9 protein-coding genes are annotated in these 16440 nt (G+C 45.0%); all 9 read right to left on the bottom strand.

The genetic code is table 11. The annotated features are described in order from the left end of the window. Positions 1 to 13 precede the first annotated feature (13 nt). Positions 14 to 1606: a RagB/SusD family nutrient uptake outer membrane protein gene (locus QEP08_RS00200; protein WP_285054373.1), complete on the bottom strand. Its 1593-nt coding sequence runs from the start codon at positions 1604 to 1606 to the stop codon at positions 14 to 16. Between the two features lie 19 nt (positions 1607 to 1625). Continuing rightward, the gene (locus QEP08_RS00195; RefSeq protein ID WP_285054372.1) at positions 1626 to 4730 is read right to left on the bottom strand and encodes a SusC/RagA family TonB-linked outer membrane protein; all 3105 of its coding nucleotides are present in this window, start codon (positions 4728 to 4730) and stop codon (positions 1626 to 1628) included. A gap of 64 nt (positions 4731 to 4794) precedes the next feature. Then, positions 4795 to 7656 (bottom strand): TIM-barrel domain-containing protein, encoded by a 2862-nt coding sequence (locus tag QEP08_RS00190; protein WP_285054371.1) that lies wholly within the window; start codon positions 7654 to 7656, stop codon positions 4795 to 4797. A 112-nt stretch (positions 7657 to 7768) separates the two neighbouring features. Continuing rightward, positions 7769 to 11887, bottom strand: a complete 4119-nt coding sequence (locus QEP08_RS00185) for a hybrid sensor histidine kinase/response regulator transcription factor (protein ID WP_285054370.1) — start codon at positions 11885 to 11887, stop codon at positions 7769 to 7771. 11 nt (positions 11888 to 11898) lie between these two features. Continuing rightward, entirely contained in the window at positions 11899 to 13110 is a 1212-nt protein-coding gene (lepB, locus tag QEP08_RS00180; protein WP_285054369.1) for a signal peptidase I, read from the bottom strand. A 9-nt stretch (positions 13111 to 13119) separates the two neighbouring features. Next, positions 13120 to 13860, bottom strand: coding sequence for a 4-hydroxy-tetrahydrodipicolinate reductase (gene dapB, locus QEP08_RS00175; protein ID WP_285054367.1), 741 nt, complete (start codon positions 13858 to 13860; stop codon positions 13120 to 13122). Positions 13861 to 13934: 74 nt separating this feature from the next. Further along, positions 13935 to 14561, bottom strand: a complete 627-nt coding sequence (locus tag QEP08_RS00170) for a DUF5683 domain-containing protein (protein ID WP_285054365.1) — start codon at positions 14559 to 14561, stop codon at positions 13935 to 13937. Further along, the gene (locus QEP08_RS00165) at positions 14561 to 15478 is read right to left on the bottom strand and encodes a ParB/RepB/Spo0J family partition protein (RefSeq protein WP_285054363.1); all 918 of its coding nucleotides are present in this window, start codon (positions 15476 to 15478) and stop codon (positions 14561 to 14563) included. The genes QEP08_RS00170 and QEP08_RS00165 overlap by 1 nt, the downstream gene beginning before the upstream one ends. A 10-nt stretch (positions 15479 to 15488) precedes the next feature. Next, positions 15489 to 16292, bottom strand: coding sequence for a ParA family protein (locus QEP08_RS00160; RefSeq protein WP_285054361.1), 804 nt, complete (start codon positions 16290 to 16292; stop codon positions 15489 to 15491). Between the last annotated feature and the right edge of the window lie 148 nt (positions 16293 to 16440).

Raw genomic sequence — 16440 nt, 5'->3', positions numbered from 1 at the left:
AATAAATGATGGATTACCAGCCGGCGTTTTGTTTCAGGACACCGTTCGAAAGATTGATCTGGGTATACGGTATCTGCTGCAAACCTTTTGTTGCAATTACGTTGCCCGCCAATATTTTCTTCTCTGCACTCTTGCCCCCATTCAAAACGGTGGTGCTCTCCGCAATTTCCTGCGCCGCTTTATTGATGCCCTGGCGAAGCAGGTCATAATAACGGATACCCTCGAAGGCAAACTCCAGTCTGCGTTCTTTCATGATGTTGTCCTGATTGACCGCGAGTGGTGTAAATGCCCCTTTATAAGCACGCTGTCTGACCTCGTTAAAATAAGTTTGGGCATTTGCACTTCCGAGTTCAGCAGCCATCAGCAATACATCGGCGTAGCGGATGGATACATAATCCTGGAACTGACCAATCTGAAAGCTGGTGTTTCCGTATCCTTCCGGCAGGGGCTTTCCGTTTTCATCGATCATCGGGCTGTATTTTTTTGCATAATAGCCGGTATACTCCCTTTGTTTGCTTTGATTTGTAAAGGCAAGCTTTTCATCCACAATTGAGGTAATGGATGCTACTCTCCTGGTATCAGCGGCGCTGTATGCGGCCCATAGCTTCGGATTTACAGTCTCTGCTCCCCAGCCGTTTCCATAAGGAAAGAAGGCCTGCTCACGGATTCCTGTCATGATCATCCAGTGGTTTCCATCTGTGTTGCCATTGTAATCACTGGTATAAGTATATTTGACCGCGAAAATGGTTTCCTTATTGTCCTCCTTTGCATAACTGGCCAGGGATGCTGCAGGCCATAAATTGGCATAATCATCCAGCAGGCCATAACCACTATTGGAGATCACATCTTCAAGGTATGTGAGCGCATTTGCTTTTGTTACCACACCAACCAGATCGGTTTTTGCATAGTAGCCGGTATAAAAAAGATACACTCTTGCCAGTAGCGCCTCCGCGGCATATTTGGTAACCCTTCCCCGTTCAGCGACAGGCTGCGCGGTATAAGTCACACCCTGCATATTTTCTGCTGCAAACTTCAGATCTTCAGCAATCACTTTATAGACGTCATCGGGATTGGCCTGCGGCAAGTTCTCTGCAGAGGGAGTTGTAAGCAGGGGTATGTTTCCCCATAGCCTGACCATATCGAACAACAGATAGGCGCGCAGGTAACGGGTCTCAGATTCGTAGGTTTTCCTGAGTTCCGGGTTTGCTCCCCATTGGATCTGGTCCATTTTACTGATCAGCATGTTGCAGCGGTAGAGCGCCTTGTAGTACAATGCCCAGTTGCGCTCGTATACATTTTGATCTGAAGGCGAGCGGGCCTTGTCAAACTCATCGATCATCTGGTAGCCGAAACCGTCGGAAGCTCCGGTACCTCCAAATGTATTGTCGGACATGACTTCAGCCGCTACCGGCAGCGCGACTCCCTCTGACCATACAATTTGTAGTCCATCGTAACATCCTACCAATGCTTTGAACGCATCAGCTGGCGTTTTGTAGAAATTTTCATCCGTTACTGAAGTCACCGGCTCCGTATCCAGGAAACTCTTTTTGCAGCCCCCTGCGGCAAACAGGATCAGTACAACTGCGTATATTTTTATAGCTTTCATAATTCTTTTAGATCTGTTGTTAAAACTTTAGGTTAGCGCCAAACATGAATGTTCTCGGTCTTGGGTAGTAGCCCACATCGATACCGGAGGCATAGCCCTCTGAACCATAGCCGATCTCGGGATCCATACCATCATACTTTGTGAAAGTATAAAGGTTTAGGGCTGCTGCATATAGCCGTACTTGTTTCAGGTAACTCTTTTTAAACACTTTGCCCAGATCGTAACCTATAGTTACATTACTGATTCTCAGGAAATCTCCTTTTTGGATATACAGGTCTGAAAAATTAGTCCAGTTCCTGTTGTCTTCGGTTACCCTCGGAAGTGTATTTGACGAGCCTTCTCCATGCCATCTGTCAAGAATCCTGGTGGTATAATTACCATATTGACTGGATTGATTGCGGTATGACTGGACAATGTCGTTGCCTGCCACGCCCGAAGCTACCACGGAGAAATCAAAGCCTTTGTAATCGCCAGACAAGGTAATCCCAAAAGTATAATCCGGATTGGGATTTCCGATCATGCCCCGGTCGCTGTTGTCAATTACTCCATCACCATTCTGGTCTGCATATTTTACATCACCGGGCTGCGCTGATGGCTGAATGACCTTACCGTCCGCCGATCTGTAGGCCGATACCTCAGCTTCGTTCTGAAAGATGCCAGCAGTCTTCAGTCCCCAGAAATACCCGATCGGGAATCCGCTTTGCGCACGGCAAAACTCAAGCGCGTTGTCAAAAAGCTGGTTAGAAAGGCCGTGAACAATACCATCGGCAGTAGGAATTTCCCCGACCTTATTTTTGTTGTAGGCTCCGTTCAGGCCTACCGAATAATTAAACTCCCCGAAATTACTCCGGTATGTCAGCCCCAGCTCGATCCCCTTGTTGCTGACGTTTCCACCATTGATAAAAGGTGCATCAGCTCCTGCTGTAGCCAGTATCGGTGCATTGATCAGCCAGTCTTTTGTTGTCTTGTCATACCAGTCGAAGTTTAATGTGAACTTATTTTGCAAGAAGTTTGCATCAAAACCAATATTGGTTTGCTCTGATGTTTCCCACTTTACCCCCAGGTTACTCAGCCTGATGGGATAAGCACCAGGAGTGAGCGCGCCTTCTTTATCACCAAAAGTATAATTGGTGTTGTCAAGCTTGATCGGCGCCAGGTATTGAAAAGCCGCGATGTTCTGGTTTCCAACCTGCCCCCAGCTTGCGCGGACTTTAAGAAAATCAAGCCAGCCTTTTTGACTTTCCATAAATTTCTCATTGGTGACCACCCATCCTGCAGATACAGAAGGAAAATATCCCCAGCGGTTCTGATTGGAGAATCTGGATGAACCGTCCGCACGGAAAGTGGCATTGATCAGGTATTTCTCTTTGTAGTTGTAATTTAACCTTCCGAAATACGACATTCTCCGGTCCGGATCATCAGGCCTTCCGCCAATGGTAATGCCGGCCACTTCTTTCCCCGTTGCATTGCTCAGCCAGGCATGATCAAGACCATCAAAGATCAGGTTGGTGTTGGTGCCAAAAATATTTGACCCATCCGCCTGATAAGCAGAACTACCCGCCATAGCCTCAAAAGTATGATCCGTTGTAACATTAAATTTATAGGTAATCAGGTTGTCCCAAATAAAAGACTTACCCTTGTTCATGGACTGGCTCGCTTTGGTGGTTGTGCTATAAGCATAGGCGGACAAATTGTAGATTGGCGTAAATGAACGGCTTTCGCCAGCATTGTAATCCATCCCCAAACTGGTCCTGATCTTCAGATTTTTAATGGGTTCTATAATGGCATAAACATCGCCAAGGATGCGCTGGCTATTCCTTCTGTTTTGATTAGTATATACCATCACGGCATATGGATTGGCTTCACCGTTGTTCCAGGTGGAATTGCTGTTGTCAAAGAAATTGCCATTCTCATCATACATCTGCAGGAAGGGGCTTGCACCGAAAGCAGCCCTTAAAGAATTGTTGTATTGATTGCCCACACCGATACCGTTGTTTTTGATATCTGTATAGGTCAGGTGCTGCCCGATCTTGATGATCTCTTTGTAAAAATTATGCTCTGAATTGATCCTGAAGCTGTAGCGCTGATAGTTGGACAAGCTTTTACCGCCTACTACCCCTTCTTGTCCGGTATAGGAAAGCCCGGTTGAATACACAGATGTTTCAGATGCACCCGAAGCACCAATGGAATAATTTTGAGTTAATGCATCGCCGGAAAACATTTCGTCCATCCAGTTGGTGCCCTCACCAAAAGCAGCGATCTGTTCGTTCGTAAACAACGGCTGTTTGCCGCCGTTTATCGCTGCTTCACTCATGATAGCAGCGTACTGAGAAGCATTGAGCAAATCAACCTTTCTGGCCACATTCTGCACGCCCGCATAGGCATCAAAAGTAATTTGCGAAGCCTGACCACGTTTTCCCGTTCGGGTAGTCACCAGAACTACCCCGTTGGCAGCCTGTGAACCATAAATTGCTGCCGAGGCTGCATCTTTTAGAATGTCGATAGACTCGATATCTGCAGCATTGAGGTAGGTAATGTCGCCGGTAAGCACTCCATCAACGACATACAGTGGACCTGAGTTGCCAATGGTACCAAGTCCCCTGATGTTCACTTTCATTGCTTCGCCAGGCTGACCAGAAGTCGAAGTGATCTGAACACCGGGAGTTTGTCCCTGAAGCCCCTGCAGGGCATTGGTAGTGCTTTGTTTTTGAAGGGTTTCCCCTTTTACCTGTACGGTAGCCCCCGTCACCAGTTTTTTCTGCTGTACGCCATATCCGACAACAACCACCTCTTCCAGGTTCTTATTATCGTCGTCGAGGCTTATATTGATGGTATTGCTCTGAGCCACCGTAACCTCTTTGGTGAGGTAGGCTACTGAACTGATGACAAGAATGTCACCCGTTTGAGCGCTAATGGTAAAGGCTCCCTCTGAACTGGTACTGGTTCCACCGGTTTTGCCCTTAACTTTCACCACAGCTCCCGGTATTGGTGTCCCATCTGAGCTCCCGGTTACCTTCCCGCTGATCTGCCGCTGCTGGGCGAGCAATGTCTGACTAAAAAATAGCAGAGAAAGAAACATCAGCAGAAATACCCTTTCTCTTTTAACAATAGAATTCTTTTTCATGCCGTTCATAGAGTTTTAGTAAATAATAGATTCATTTATATCTGGATTTTAATTTGGTTGCGAATTAATGGGTTGAAAATTTGATCACTTTTTGTCTGCCATTATATGGAATGATGTAATCTGCCTTTTGGTCAACGTTCAGTTCCCTTGCAGTTTTCGGGTTCCGGACGATTATCCTGAATGTCCTTTCCTTTTTCATGCCTTCATAGCTTCCGCTCCGGCCGGCGATGGTCAGCGATTTGGTTTTTTCATTATAGTTTAAGGCTATGGTTGAAAATTTCCCTTTTTCGTAATTGTAATTGGTCCCCTCATCTTCGTATAAAGAGAATGAAGCATCGTTGCCGGTGAAAACAAATAAGGTTACAGGATCTGCAGGTTTCTCATCTGTGTATTGCAGTTCGGGGCCAAATGGCACAATAGATCCGGCCCTGACATATACCGGCATTTTTTCATAGGCAGCTTCAGCATCGATCTCCTGTCCTCCCGGGTAATACTTGCCGGTGTACAGGTTGTACCATCCCTGACCAGCAGGCAGGTATACTTTCCTGCTCCTTTCTTTGTATTTATACACCGGATTGATCAACAGGGAGGGGCCAAACATATAGGCATCCTTTGAATTGCAGGCCTTTAGGTCATTTGGAAAATCCATGACCAGGCCCCGCATGATCGTATAGTCCTGATGATAGGTCTGCCCTGCCAGCGAATAGATATATGGCATCAGGCGATACCGCAGCTTATTATAGAAAAGCATGCTTTTATAGGCCGGGTGATCTTGCGGTGCAATGTTATAAATCTCGCGGAAAGGGTATTGCCCATGCGACCTGAACAGGGGAACAAATGCGCCAAACTGGTACCAGCGGGTATTGAGTTCCCGCCATTCCTCAAGGTCCGCTCCTTTTGCATCTTCATAGCGTTTTTCCACAGAAAAACCACCGATATCCATAGTCCAGTATGGCATCCCTGACAGCGAAAAGTTAATGCCGGCTCCGATCTGGGCCCTCATGTCTTCCCATCTGGATGCAATGTCTCCACTCCAGGCGGCAGCAGCATACCGCTGAAGCCCCGCATAGGCGGAACGGGTAAGGATAAATACCCTATCTGCCGGATTGACCTTACGCTGGCCTTCATATACCCCTTTGGCGTTTACCAGGGGAAATGCGTTAAAATAAGTAGTAGACGAACCCTGGAAATTTGGGGTCATTTGTTCTTTCCTGTTTTCAACAGGCAGATTAGAGTGCATATCGGGCTCCGTGGCATCCATCCACCAGGCATCTATGCCTTTGCTGTAAAGCCTTTTGTTCATCAGGTTCCAGAACTTTATCCGGGCTTCGGGATTAAATGCATCGTAAAAAGTATTGGAATATCCTTTTCCGATCCAGTCCTTACGCCCTTCCGCTATGTTTCTCTTATACAGGAATCCATCCTTATTGAAATCATTATAAATATCAAAGCCTTTGTTGAACTTGGGCCATACCGAGATCATCAGTTTGGTATGTTGCTGGTGCAGTGATCTGATCATTCCCTCCGGATCTGGGAATCGTGCCGGATCGAATTGCTGGCTTCCCCATTCCGGTTCCTTCCAGTAGGACCAATCGAGCACAATATTGTCAAGAGGGATCTTCCTGCTCCTGAATTCTTTTACAGTAGATAAGATGTCGTTCTGGGTTTTGTACCGCTCCCGGCTTTGCCAGAATCCCATGGCCCATTTGGGCATCAGCACTGCCTTTCCCGTTATAGTACGATAGCCGCTGATCACCTGGTCGGCATTTTCCCCGCTAATGAAATAGTAATTTACGGCAGCTCCTGATTCGGAACTAAAAGCAAAAGTATTTTTTAATGTCTCAGGCGCAGGGGGCAGACAGGTTAAGCCCAGGTAGGATTCTGTGCCATCGGGTGTCCACTCTATCCTGACTTTAACCTTTTTGTTTTTCTCGAGGTGGAGGTCCAGAACAGCCAGCCCGGAGTTCCATGCCTGACGCCAGTAGTCTGCAACCAGTTTGCCATCAAACCAAACTTTGACATAGCCGGCATATTTAAGCTGCAGTTGATACAAGCCGGCCAGCCCGCTTGCTACAGCTCCTTCATAATTCACGATGGCGTCCTGCATTTTAATTTTTGCTGGAAATTTATGCTGGTCACTAAGCCAGTTCATGGAAATTTCGGACACGGGCTGTGTAAAAAGTATGTCATCGGGTTTGTCTTTACGTATATAGCTTGCGGTAAGCCAGCCTTCTTCGCCGGTTTTAGCGAATAGGCGTAAAGCGCTCAGAGGCTCATAGTCCCTGACATCACCAGCTCTTGTAATAGAGTAATTGTCCCAAAGCAGGCCATAGCCTTTATTGGAGATCATAAATGGAACAGCGATTTCCGTATTGTACTGAACCAGGTCCACTCTGCGACCCCGGTAGTTGACCAGTCCCTGCTGGTGTTGGCCGAGGCCATAATAAGCTTCATCCTCCCCGGCATCAAAAAATTGGGATACCTGGTAAGAAGGCTGGCCATCGAAGATCGCCGGTGTCAGTGCAGCTGCGGCAATTTTGCTTTGACTGAGTATCACATTACCGTTCTTGTCCTTATAGGTGATCAGCCCGGTTTCTGGAGACACTTCTGCTTTGACCGATCCGGTGCTTAAAACAACAAGATCACTGGTGCTGCTCACTGAGAATTTAAGATCACTGTTGTTTGTCCTGACGGACATCAGGCTATTGTCTTCCGGGAATTCATTTGCGGCGACGGCGGTAACATGGATGATCTGGTCTGTTACGGGTTGAAGGCGGATCTTTTTTATGCCCGTGAGCGAGTGGTGAATGTCTACTTCGACTCCTGTTGCAGTTTGCTGATATGGTTTACTTCCCTGTCCGCATACTATAATGGAATAAAATACTGCGGAAATAAAGATCGCGGAACTGGCCCTGACTTTGTTCATAGAAAAATGCAATTTATACTTGGTTATTTTGCTGCTAAAAGTAGCAGGAAAAGAAACCGCCAAGGGCATTCATATGATAACAACTAGGTATTAAAATGTTAACAAACCGGCCTTAGGAGGGCAATTGCGGGGCTGATCCCCGATTTTGGAAGGCAAATACTGATGGCAGCACGCCAAATTCCTCCTTAAAATATTTGCTGAAATGTTTCGGGTTGCTGAACCCGACCTGGTAGGCTACCTCGGCAATGGTCATCTGCGATTTCAGCAATAATGACCTTGATTTCTGAAGCCGGTATGACCTGATGTATTCTATCGGAGATTTTCCGGTGAGCGGAATTATTTTCTTATAGAGGCCTACCCTGCTCATGTTCATATCTGTGCTCAGCTGGTCCACGGTATAAGATGAATCGGACAGGTGTTTTTCCAGGTGAAGGGACAGCTGGCGTAGAAATTTTTCATTGACCGACTCCACTTCTGTTTCAGAAGGCCTGAGTTCCAGCTGTTTTTGGTAAGTTTTTTTTGAAAGCGCCTGCTGCTGCAGCAGGTTTCTGATCTTGGACAACAGAATCTCGAAGTTGAACGGCTTGGTCACATAGTCACTGGCCCCGGTCTCCAGACCAGTCAACTGCTGATCTTCTGTACTCAGCGCAGTGAGCAGTATCACCGGGATATGAGCAGTCCGGTTGTCAGCCTTAATTTTCCGGCACAGGTCAATTCCGTTCAGCTCAGGCATGGTCACGTCACTTACAATTAGATCAGGATGCCCAGAAAGTATTTTTTGCCAGCCTTCCTTTCCGTTTGCCGCTTCGGCAATCTGGTAATGTTCTTTCAGATTGTCTTTCAGGTAAAAACGGAAATCATCATTGTCTTCAATCAGCATCAGGATCGGTTTTTTGCTTCTCCAGCTAACCTCTGGTTCAGAAAGCTTTTCTGTCAAATGGTTCTCAATTATAACCTCCGGTTCTGACTGTTCCGATTGAACAACGGTCTGACTAAGTTCCTCTGAAAATAAAAAAGATACTGTAAAAACACTGCCTTTGTTCTGTTCACTTTCTACCCGAATTTCGCCCCCATGAAGCTTTACGAATTCCCTGGTAATGGAAAGACCGATACCGCTTCCCTGATTCACAATAGAATCAGGAAGATCACTTTGGAAAAAGCGTTCAAAGATCTGTTCCTTTTTATCGGCATCAATGCCTATGCCGGTATCGCTCACTTTGAGCGCCAGTTCGGTTTGCCCGTTCCCGGCGGGTTTTGCTTGCAAGCCCACAGTGACCTTGCCTCCATTTGGGGTAAATTTAAATGCATTGGAAAGCAAATTGAATAAAATCCTTTCAATCTTATCATGATCAAACGTCGTAATCAGATGTGAACGGTCACTCTCAAAATCCAGCCGGATATTTTTGCGTTCCGCTACGTCATTGAAGGCAAGGGAAAGCTCTTTAACGAACTGAATGATATCGCCGGGTCTGCGCTGCAAACGAAGTTCCTGCACTTCCATACGGCGAAAATCCAGTAGCTGGTTAACCAGATTTAATAAGCGCCGGCCATTTCTGTGGATCATCTGCAATTGTTCCTTTTCCTGGTCTTTCGCCTGCCTGATCAGTTTTTCCAGCGGGGTAATGATCAGCGAAAGCGGAGTCCTGAACTCGTGGCTAACGTTTGTAAAAAATTTGATTTTCAGCATATCCAGTTCGTGCATTCTTTTGCCCTGCTGCCTTTCCTGTTCTAGGAGAAATTCCTTTTTTATTTTTCTGATACCCCTGTCCCTGATGAACAATAATGTACCCCCAACTATTAGAATATAAATGGCATAGGCTATCCAGGTTCTATAAAAAGGGGGAAGTACAGAAACTTTAAGGTTTATTTCGTTGTCAACCCAGTTTCCCGAGGAATTGGTAGAGATTACTTTAAAAATATACTCACCCGGATCGATGTTTGTATAGGTCGCCCTGCGGTTATTGCCCGGGAGTTCCTGCCATTCCTGATCAAAACCGACCAGCTTGTACCGGTATTTTATTTTCTGCGGATTGAAATAGTTTAGTGCAGCGAATTCCAGTGTAAACCCATTCTGTGCATAGGCCAGTTCCAGCGTGCTGCTGAAAGTTATGGATTTCTTTAAGATCACCCGGCCATCAACACGTTCTCCAATATTGATGCTTTTATTCGCAATCTGCAGATCAGAAAGTACAAGTTCCGGTTTACTGTCATCGTTCTTAATGCGCTCCGGCTGAAAGATATTAAAGCCGTTCGCTCCTCCAAATATCAGTTCTCCAGACCTCGTGCGGTAGCCGGCGTTGGCATTGAAGGCACTTCCCTGCAAGCCATCATGCTCATCATACTTTCTGAAAGAATAGGAGAGGCCGCCATTCTTTTCATTACTGACTATGATGTTAAACAATCCGTTTGATGTGCTTAGCCAGAGGTTCCTATTATTGTCTTCGACTATTTTAAGTGTGGCCTTTTCAGTAAGGCCATCTTTTGAATCAAAGTTCCTGAATTCGTTCTTTACTGGATTAAACCTGCTTAGACCATCACGTGTCGCGATCCAGATAAAGCCCCGGCTATCTTCCATCACATCATATACAATATTATTGACCAGGGAGTTGGCATTCCCCGGCTTGTTGGCGAAATGGGTAAAACGTCCGTTAATGTCCATACGGTCCACGCCGAGCGAAGTGCCAATCCAGATGTTGCCTTTTTTGTCCTGGATAATGCAGGAAATGAAATCTGAACCGATACTATTTGGCTGTCCGGCCCTTTTATGGGTGAATGTCCCTGTCTTTCTGTCGAGCAGATCAAGTCCGCCGCTGAGCGTAGCAATCCATAAACGATGCTTATTGTCCTCCATGATGTCCCATACCCGGTCATCAGCTAAACTCTTTGGATCATTACTGTTGTGTTTATAATGTTTGAAATCCCTGCCGTCGAAGCTGCTTAGTCCCCCAAAATAACTGCCGATCCATAGTTTCTTCTCATGATCTATAAAAAGGCTGACTATAATGTCATTTGCCAGGCTATTGATATTGCCGGGCTGGTGGATGTATTTTTTGAACTGACCTGATTTCCTGTTGAAATAAAACAGCCCCCCTCCGTTCGTGCCAATCCAGATATTGCCCAGATCATCTTCAGTGAAACGGTTCACATCGTCATATACCAAACCATCTGTACGCCCTGCCTGATGCTGATAAAGCGGAAATTTCAGGATTTTTTCATGGTAGTAGCTTATTCCTTTTTTGAAAGTACCTACCCATATGATTCCTGAGGCATCTTTGTAAAGACTGGTGATGCTATTTTGGCCAATACTTTTTACGTCATCCTCATTGGACACGAGATACCTCATGCTGAAATCCTTTTTGCTGAGTAAATTCACACCACCGTGATCTGTGCCTATCCAGATCAGACCGTTTCCATCCTGGATCATCCCATTGATGAGGTTACTCTTTAAAGCACCCGGGCCCTTGTCTATAAATCTTCTCTTTCCGGTTGAGGGATCATAATATTCGATCCCCCGCTGATTGTTCACCGTATAAATCCACAGATCAAAAGTATTGTCTACGAATAATTTAAAATCCTGAAATTCTGAAGTTTTTTGCAAACGAAGTGATGTGATCCGTCTTACTGTGTGCTCAGAATTCATATCAAGCATCTCGATGGTTTTATCCCTGTGTATCACCCAAATGTGGCCCTTCGAGTCTTTCTGAATGGAAGAGACGGGACTTGCAGATAAGGATTTTAAACCTGTGCCACCGCACTTGTAATGTAATGTTGTTTTCTTTGATGCGTCATACTTAAATATGCCCTCCTCAAGTGCGTTGAACCAGAAGTTTCCCTGGTTGTCTTTCAGAATTTCCCGGATTTTTTTTGCGCTGATATCTAATTTTTTCAGGTAACCGCTCACGTCCCTGATAAAGGTTTGCGCTTCAGGATCATATACATTTGGGGCTCCCCGGGTTTCCAGATACAATTTATGATCCGGTAATTCGAAGATATTAACTATGAAATCATCGGACAAAGATTTCACATCTCTGGGATCATGTTTAAAAATTTTAAACTGATAGCCATCAAAACGGTTTAAACCGGATAATGTACCTATCCAGATAAAGCCTTTGTCATCTTTAAAAATCGCATTTACCTGGTTGTGAGAAAGCCCGCTGGAAAGATCGATCTTGGAAAACTGGATCTGCTGCTGCTGCGCAAAAATCCCTAATGGCGCCAGCAGGCATATCAAAAAAAATGTTATTAATGAATTCCTCTTAGCAGCCGGTTCCATCTTATCTTACTAAAGAACGAACCATTCGTATCAAAACTCATCCAGATAAACAGTGCTTTACCTACGATATGGTCTTCAGGCACGAAACCCCAATATCTTGAATCAAGGGAATTGTGTCTGTTGTCTCCCATCATCCAGTAATAGTCCATTTTAAAAGTATAACTGTCAGCAGGTTTGCCGTTAATGAGCCAGCCATTACCTGATTTTTCCAGCTTGTTTCCTTCATAGATCCTGATACTTCTTTCATAAAGCGGCATGGTTGCGCTGTCAAGTTTGACCGTCCAGCCTTTCTTAGGAATAACAATAGGCCCGAAGTTATCGACATTCCAGGTTCTATTGGGATCATGAGGAAAAACATCAATCTCCATTTCCCCTTCAGGTCTGGTCATCTCTTTTACGGATTGTACAAAATCAAGTTTTCTGACTTCATCCATCATGGTTTCTGAACCGGTAAATAAATAAGATGAAGCGCTGAGCTGTGTAATGTCCGGATCTGTATCCCTCATGCTAAAGCCCATATCCTGAAAAATACCGAAATTAATGTCAGCAGTCTTAAAGGTTACTTCATAAGTAAAATTACCCGTTTTTTTCAATTTTTCAGGCTTACCGTTTACAGAGACAGTTCCCGCTTTCATACTTACCGTATCACCGGCTATTGCAATACAACGTTTGATGTAGTTTTCACGTTTATCAACAGGACGACTCACTATAGTAAACTGGGAATTGACACTTTTCCAGCCACTATGTCTTACCATTTGATAATAATCTACTTCCTGCTGTTCCAGGGCTACGGTATCGCCCTGCGGATAGTTAAATACCACGACGTCATTGCGCTTGATATCTGACAGTCCGGGTAACCTGCGGTAATCCCATTGGATTCCTTCCCAATAAGCCTTGGTACCTGTAAGCGGCATAGTATGATGTGCAAACGGAAATGCCACAGGGGTCATCGGTATGCGGGGACCGTAGTTTACCTTACTTACAAAGAGGAAATCTCCAATCAAAAGTGACCTTTCCATCGAACCTGTAGGGATGGTGTAAGCCTCAATAAAAAATACCCTGATAATGGTTGCAGCAATTACAGCAAATAGAATTGCATCCAGCCATTCCCTGCTTTTGCTTTTTTTCTTCTTTGGCTTGTCGTTTTGGGCTTTATTCTTTTGCCAGAATTTCCAACTCATATGATGTTGTTATTTAAAATTAAATATATCGGTAATGTTATAAAAACCTTGTCTTTTCTCGAGCCATTCTGCAGCAATTATCGCTCCCAGCGCAAAACCCGAACGACTGTGCGCGGTATGCTTAAACTCAATTTCATCTACCTCTGAACTGTAGACCACGGTGTGGGTTCCGGGGACACTGTCAATCCGGTGCGACTCGATCAGCAGCTGCTCTTTTTTCAGCACATCATCAAATGGAGTTCCTGTCAGTTCGTTCACCCACTCACTTTTCCGGTCCAAATTGGCAATAATATCTTCTGCAATGGTCATTGCAGTCCCGCTCGGAGAATCCAGCTTCTGGATGTGATGGATTTCCTCTACCTGCACCTCATAAGCGGGGTAATCATTCATTAGTTTAGCCAGCAATTTATTCATGTGAAAGAAGAGATTAACCCCGATGCTAAAGTTAGACCCGTACAACAAGGCATTGTTACTGACTAAACATTCATTCTTAACTTCCTGTAGCTGTCCATACCATCCGGTAGTACCGACTACTACCGGCAGATTGGCATCAAAACAGGCATAAATATTTCCTAAAGCAGCATCCGGGGCGCTAAAGTCTATCGCTACATCGGCCTTGCGTAAATTACTTTCTGTCAGGTCCTCCTGGTTGTCAATGGTGACTTTTAATACGATCTCATGCCCTCGCTCTAAAGCAAAACGTTCAATGATCTGCCCCATTTTTCCATAACCAAGCAATGCTATCTTCATCTGTTTATTTTTTTATTCGTTATTATCCATTTGCGGATAAATATGCCGGGCAATTTATCTGCGAATCAAAAGTATCAAAATTTAAGTGTAAGTTTTACCCCTGGCACAGGCTGATTGTATCCATACATCGTATTGGTGTCTATTATGCCGGGGCTGATCTTAAAAGCAATGTCACCCACATCAAAGTATTTAAGACGCGCATCAATATAAGCCTCTGCTACATTGAGCAGGTAAAGCCCTACAAATGAGAAGACAATGACTTCTCTGTTGCGCCGGAAAGTATCTTTGGCAAGGATCAGCCCGTCCTGCTGACGGTCCTGAAGAAAACCCTCCGGATTACGCTGTCCGGGAAATTTTACTCTAAATTCGAGTTCATCAAGCACAAGGTGATAGTTATTGCTGTTTTCAATATAGGAAAGCGTAAGGAGTGTAGCACCTGTATAAATTCCCGCGACCTTGGCAAGACGGTAGACGGTAACGCCATTTCCAATCTGTCCCATGCCAGGCAATATCATAGACCGGAATGCAGCCTTCCTTCCGGCAACCTTTCCCGGATTGATGTAAACAGGCCGTTTTTTCAGGGTATCTGCTTTCCCAGCAGTCTGGACCGTGCTGTCTTTTTTAATGTTCACCGGCTGCTGGGCCTTTAAGGACAAGGCAGAAAAAAGTACCAGTACCGACAACAGAAAAAAATTGCGCATTACCAATCTAATAATTCTAAAATACGGCTCAGGTCATCTTCCGATACAAAAGGGATTTCGATCGCGCCTTTACCATTTTCGCCAACTTTTAGTTTGACCTTGGTGGCAAATTTAGAAGCCAGGTCCCGCTGAAGTTTTTGATATTCGAAAGAGACACCAGGAGACTGCCTACTCTGTTTGGGCTTTAATTGTATACTGTTAATGCTTCTGACCAGTTCTTCCACCTTACGCACAGAAAGGCCTTTTTCTATGATTTCGTCATGGATAAAAAGCTGCTTATCTGCCTGATCCACATTGATCAGTGCACGGGCATGGCCCATCGATATTTTTTGGTCCCTAATAGAAATCTGAATGGCAGGGGGCAATTTTAGCAAACGCAGGTAATTGGTTACGGTCGTACGGTTCTTGCCTACCCTCTCGCCCAACTGCTCCTGTTTAAGGTTACATTCATCAAGCATCCGCTGAAAGCTGAGGGCGACCTCTATCGCATTCAGATTTTCACGCTGAATATTCTCTATCAGCGCCATCTCCAGCATTTGCTGGTCATCCGCAGTGCGGACATAGGCCGGGATCTGCTTAAGGCCTGCAAGCTTTGAAGCCCTTAATCTCCGTTCACCTGAAATCAGCTGGTACTTGCTGCCTGTGTGTTTGCGAACGGTAATGGGCTGGATAAGCCCTTGTACTTTGATAGACTCAGCAAGCTCATTTAAAGCAACCTGATCAAATTCCGTACGCGGCTGATATGGGTTCGTTTCCACATCACTGATATTTATCAGGCCTATACTATTGTTATGGGTTTCATGTTTGGCCTCACTTACCGGATTAACACCGTTCTTTGGCGGGTTAACAGCATCAGAATCATCCAAGAGCGCACTTAATCCTTTACCTAAACCTGTTTTTCGCTGAAAAGATGTCATTAATATATTTTTAGATTATCGCCGTTGTTGAATCTGCCACTTCTTTCACCATCCCGTTTTTGCTCACGATCTCACGTGCCAGGTTCAGGTAATTAATCGCACCCTTGCAATTTGCATCGTGCATGATTACTGAGACACCATAACTAGGTGCCTCACTTAAACGTGTATTGCGCTGAATAATTGTATCAAATACCAGGTCCTGAAAATGTGTTTTCACTTCTTCCACTACCTGGTTGGAAAGACGCAGACGAACATCATACATGGTCAGCAATATGCCTTCTATTTCCAGTTCAGTGTTTAAGCGGCTTTGCACGATCTTTATCGTATTCAGCAGTTTCCCTAATCCCTCCAGAGCGAAGTATTCGCATTGTACCGGGATGATCACCGAATCAGCGGCAGTCAGGGCGTTAATAGTGATCAGGCCCAAAGAGGGGGAGCAGTCTATAATAATAAAATCATACTGATCTTTTACCTTTTCCAGCACTGCCTTCATTTTATATTCCCTGTTGTTCAGGTTGATCATCTCTATTTCCGCGCCTACCAGGTCAATGTGTGCGGGCAGCAGGTCAAGATTCGGGGTGTCTGTTTTCTGAATGGCTTCGGAGGGTTCCACATCGTTGATGATACACTCATAAATGCTGTTCTTGATGCTTCTTGGGTCAAATCCAATTCCAGAAGTAGAATTGGCCTGGGGATCGGCATCAACCAATAAGGTCCTATATTCCAGTACGGCTAAACTTGCGGCCAGATTGATCGATGAGGTAGTTTTACCTACTCCGCCTTTCTGATTTGCCAGTGCAATAATTTTACTCATCTATCTTATTAATAATTTCAATTATTCGTTTAAGGCTTGCTTTTACTCGTGGTAAATCTATAAAAAATGCTATTTTTGCGATGATTCAGGCATATTTTAACGAATAGCTAAGATACAAACTAAAAGGCAAAACTAGCATTAAAGCTAC

The sequence above is a fragment of the Pedobacter ginsengisoli genome (assembly GCF_030244015.1).
GTDB lineage: Bacteria > Bacteroidota > Bacteroidia > Sphingobacteriales > Sphingobacteriaceae > Pedobacter > Pedobacter ginsengisoli.
Note: the sequence above shows the minus strand (reverse complement) of the source record. Positions and strands in the feature narration are given on the sequence as shown.